Source organism: Thermodesulfobacteriota bacterium, assembly GCA_036482575.1.
In the GTDB taxonomy this organism is placed as follows: Bacteria; Desulfobacterota; GWC2-55-46; order GWC2-55-46; family JAUVFY01; genus JAZGJJ01.
Genome location: JAZGJJ010000098.1, coordinates 1 through 3,764, shown reverse-complemented (window position 1 = coordinate 3,764; position 3,764 = coordinate 1). Strand labels below are relative to the sequence as shown.

Genomic DNA, 3,764 nt, shown 5'->3' with positions numbered 1-3,764 from the left:
GCATGCCCTCGAAGACGTGCGAGGCCGGGACGAACCACGCTATCGTCTGGAGCACGGGAGGGAGGATCTCCACCGGGTAGAAGACGCACGAGACCGGCTGGAAGAGAAAGGCTATGCCCCAGGCCAGCACCTCGGCCTCCTGCCCGTACCGGAGTATTACGGCCGTTGTTATTATCCCTATCGACCATCCCATTATTATGAGGTTGCAGACGAGCGGTATGAGCGGGAAGCCCAGGACGAAGATGTTGAACGAGTAGAGCATGAGCGCGAGCGTTACGAGCACTGTGGAGGCCAGGGCGAGCTTTATGGAGCTTATCACCAGTAGCGAGCACACGTACTCCACGGGCGTAAACGGGCTTACGAAGACGTTCAGGAGGTTCCTCGACCACATGTCTTCCAGGAACGAGATCGAAAGCCCCTGCTGGCACCTGAAGAGTATATCCCAGAGTATGAGCGCCCCGACGAAGAAGGCTACGAAGTCCGGGAGCAGTCCTTTCCCCCCGTAGCGCGCCAGGTAGAGGCTTATGAACCCCCAGACGAGGAGGTCCAGGAGCGGCCAGTAGAATATCTCCATAAGCCGAGGCAGGCTTCGCTTATACAGATATAGGTGGCGCGTGGTGTAGGCGAGTATCCTTCTTATATTCATAGTTCCTTTCTGGCGATCTTCAGGAAGACCTCTTCGAGGTCCGCGCCCCGGAACTTCTCTACCACCTCGTCCACCCGGCCCGTTGCCAGGATGCGCCCCCTGTCGAGGAATATTATCCGGTCGCACATCTCCTCCATCTCCCGCATGTTGTGCGAGGTATAGAGGATGGAGAGGGAGCGTTCCAGGTTTATGCGTTTAAGGAGTTTCCGTGTCTTATCGGCCATGTCCGGGTCGAGGCTCGCGGTGGGCTCGTCCAGGAAGAGTACCTCGGGGTCGTTAAGGAGAGCCTTGACCAGACATACCCTGGTTATCTGCCCCGAGGAGAGCCTTCTCGTGGGCTCGTCGGCTATCTCCGCTATCTCGAAGGTCTCCAGAAGCCCGCGAATTTTTTTCTCTCGCTCTTTTATCTCGTAGAGTTTCGCGAAGACGGTCAGGTTCTCGCGGACGGTCAGCGAGTAGGGGAGCGAGACGTAGGACGAGGAGAAGTTCACGCGCGAGAGTATCTCGCCGGTGTGGCGCCGGAGGTCGAGCCCGAAAATTTTTATCTCGCCGCCTGTGGGGGTGGTCAGCCCAAGGAGCATCTGCAGGGTCGTCGTCTTCCCCGCTCCGTTGGGGCCGACCAGTCCCACGATCTCGCCCCTAGCCACCTCGAAAGAGATGTCGTCCACCGCCCTGAAGCCGTTAAAGAGCTTCGTAAGTCCTTTTACCTCTACGAGTTTTTCGCTTCCGGCCATTATCTCTATCTCTCCTCCGATATCAAGATTCTAATCTATTTAGGGAAAAAGACAAGCATATAAAGGGATTTTCATACGGTGCGTCGCGGCGTCCGCCGCCGGGGGTAGCGTAAGGTATTGTGTGTAAATAAGCCTTTTTCATACCCGGTGCCGGTAACGGCCGTTCAGAAAGTGAAGCACCATCATGGTGCCGGGTAGTAGCGGGCCGGAGGGGAGTAAAGGGTCGACTTGGCGAAGTTTGACTTTGAGCCGCAGTTATGTTAAGCTAATCTCGGTGACATACTTGTTTACCTCCCAAGCCTATGCCGAAACCTTATAGATGCGACTTTAAATCAGGCGACCTTGCCGTCTATCCGGCCCACGGGGTCGGAGTTATAGAGGGTGTGGAGTTGCGGCAGGTCTCCGGTGCCGATCAGGCCTTTTACGTCCTGAAGGTGCTCGGGAGCGAGGCTACCATAATGGTGCCCGTGTCCAACGCCTCGTCGGTGGGCCTCCGGAAGGTCATGAAGAAGGGCATGGTTCCCAAGGTCTACGAGATATTGAAGGACCGCAACGAACTCGCCTTCGACAAGCAGACCTGGAACAGAAGGTACCGGGAGTACGTCGAAAAGATAAAGACCGGCTGCGTGATGGAGGTGGCGAAAGTCCTGAGGGACCTGTACCTCCTGAAGGTGGATAAGGATCTCTCGTTCGGCGAGAGGAGGATGTTCGACACGGCCAAAAATCTTCTGGTCAAGGAGCTTTCAGCGGCAAGGAGGATGAAGGAAGAAAAGGTCGAAGAAGAAATTAACATTATGATGAGGAAGTAAGGTGCGGTCGGACACTCCATCGCATGGGCTTTTTTCAATGAGGGCCCTGCTTGTTGTGTTCGCAGCTTTCAGCGGGTACGTAATACTGCGCCTTATACTGAACCAGATAGGCGGTGACGAGAGGATTGCTTACGCGGGAATCGCAAGCGGTCTGATAATAGCGTTTGCCGCCATTGTTTTTGAGGAGAGGGTAAAGAAAACACCGCTCAGGGTCGTTGCCGGCGGCGCCATCGGTCTTATAATCGGTCTTATAGTCGCCAACCTGCTTACCTATCCGCTCGTCCTTCACTTTTTCAATAACGCCTATATCGAATTCTCCGCCTACATCTTCACCAACTGCGTCATAGGATACTTGGGCCTTACCATAGGCATGAGGAAGGGGGACGAGTTCGACGTCGGCGTGTTTGGCGGCGTCTCCGGGACGGCCGAGGAGGAAGGCCCGCCGCTTGTGGTCGACACCAGCGTCATAATCGACGGCAGGATAGCCGATATCTGCGGCACCGGCTTTGTGGAAGGCACCCTGACCGTGGCGCAGTTCGTCCTCGGAGAGCTGCAGCACATAGCGGACTCCTCGGACCCGGTAAAGAGGGCCAGGGGCAAGCGAGGCCTGGACGTCCTCAAACGCATACAGGAGAGCGGCGAGGTCAACGTGCAAATTACCGACCGTGACTTCCCCAAGATAAAAGAGGTGGATATGAAGCTCGTGGCCCTGGCCAGGGAGCTCGGCGGCAAGGTGCTCACCAACGACGTGAACCTCAACAAGGTGGCGGACCTCCAGGGAGTGAAGGTGCTTAACATCAACACGCTCGCGAGCGCCTTGAAGCCGGTGGTACTCCCCGGCGAGTTGATGGAGATGCTGGTGCTTAAAGAGGGCAGGGAAGAGGGGCAGGGCGTGGGCTACCTCGACGACGGCACGATGGTCGTCGTAGACAACGGAAGGGAGTGCGTGGGCAAGACCGTAACCGTGGAGATAACCAGCATACTCCAGACGGCCGGGGGCCGGATGGTATTCTCCAAGCTTCGGGAGGGGCCCAGACCTCCCGTCCGGCTCCATGTCACTTAAGCGCGGCGCCTCCCGGCCCGGACCCCTTTAAGCCGGGTCCGCCAGGTCTGCTCATGCAGCTCCGGCCAGGCAATATGCCGGTAGGCAGGCCCGGGCCTTTAAAGGCTCGGGTATTTTTTTGTCCGCCATAAAGGCGGGGGAGGGGGTCAGCGCACCTTAAAGATATGAACGGGAACCTTTCAAAGATAAGGACCGTGGCCATAGTCCCGTCGGCCGGAAGCGGACGCAGGATGGACGAGGGGGGGGGGAACGGGCCGCTTAAAAAGAGCTATGTAGAGCTTTGCGGAAAGCCCCTTCTCGCCCACACACTCTCGGCGTTCGAGGACTGCTCCGCGGTGGAGGAGGTGATCCTCGTCGTCGCGCCCGGCGACGAGGAGCGGTGCCGTAAGGAGGTTGTCGATAGCTTCGGCTTCGGCAAGGTACGCGATATAATAGCCGGAGGCAGAGAGAGGCAGGATTCGGTCGGAAAGGCGCTGGAGCTTATGGCCGGAGGTGGAGGCGGTAGCTGGGAC

At 57.5% G+C, this 3,764-nt stretch carries 5 protein-coding genes; 3 read left to right on the top strand and 2 right to left on the bottom strand.

The window, feature by feature from the left end:
- A partial coding sequence (locus V3W31_04310) for an ABC transporter permease (protein MEE9614166.1) occupies positions 1–646 on the bottom strand: 646 nt, incomplete at its 3' end.
- Positions 643–1,380 (bottom strand): ABC transporter ATP-binding protein, encoded by a 738-nt coding sequence (locus V3W31_04305; GenBank protein ID MEE9614165.1) that lies wholly within the window; start codon positions 1,378–1,380, stop codon positions 643–645. The genes V3W31_04305 and V3W31_04310, both read right to left, overlap by 4 nt.
- A gap of 302 nt (positions 1,381–1,682) precedes the next feature.
- Here V3W31_04305 and V3W31_04300 point away from each other — a divergent pair, with 302 nt between their 5' ends.
- The 3 genes from V3W31_04300 to V3W31_04290 all read left to right on the top strand — a co-directional run.
- Positions 1,683–2,189 (top strand): CarD family transcriptional regulator, encoded by a 507-nt coding sequence (locus V3W31_04300; protein MEE9614164.1) that lies wholly within the window; start codon positions 1,683–1,685, stop codon positions 2,187–2,189.
- Between the two features lie 55 nt (positions 2,190–2,244).
- Positions 2,245–3,252, top strand: coding sequence for a PIN domain-containing protein (locus V3W31_04295; protein ID MEE9614163.1), 1,008 nt, complete (start codon positions 2,245–2,247; stop codon positions 3,250–3,252).
- Positions 3,253–3,416: 164 nt separating this feature from the next.
- On the top strand, positions 3,417–3,764 hold a 348-nt coding region (locus tag V3W31_04290), incomplete at its 3' end, for a 2-C-methyl-D-erythritol 4-phosphate cytidylyltransferase (protein ID MEE9614162.1).